The following is a 469-nucleotide window of genomic DNA, read 5'->3' as shown; positions in this document are numbered from 1 at the left end:
CAATAGAGTGGCTTTATTGCGATGGGGGTGTCTCAGGTTTACAGCGGTGTTGAGCGCTTGATGAAATTGAGCTGTAGTGATTGTGCGAGCTTGTCGTAGTTGTGACATAGCGACCTCTGCGTTGAAATTATTGATATATCAAAACAGAAATTATGTTGAATGTCAAATTGATGTTAGAAATATAGAAGTAATTACAATGGCTTAAGATATTTTAGTGTTTGAATTCACCCCCTGAAGCTACACATAAACTCAAGCCAAAAGAGGGTTTTATTATGTATTTTGTTACGAAAATTGGATCCACGGGCCGATATACTCCGTAAAATATCTGATAGCCGGTATATGCACCAAATTGGTTCTTACCGTTCACAAAACCACACACAATATAAGTGCCATCCTCCATGTCAACGGCAGCAATATTGCGGAACCGGGCTGAGGTCTCATCAGCAAGATTTAAGCTAACAGCCTCGCG

Annotated in this window: 1 pseudogene; it reads right to left on the bottom strand. The window is 40.5% G+C overall.

Going from position 1 to position 469, the window contains the following annotated elements:
• Nucleotides 1-211: 211 nt before the first annotated feature.
• Nucleotides 212-469, bottom strand: a pseudogene (locus HBA93_RS18515) (hypothetical protein); the annotation flags it as partial.

It is taken from the genome of Ochrobactrum sp. SFR4 (assembly GCF_019730395.1).
In the GTDB taxonomy this organism is placed as follows: domain Bacteria; phylum Pseudomonadota; class Alphaproteobacteria; order Rhizobiales; family Rhizobiaceae; genus Pseudochrobactrum.
This window is presented reverse-complemented; position numbering and strand designations above follow the sequence as displayed.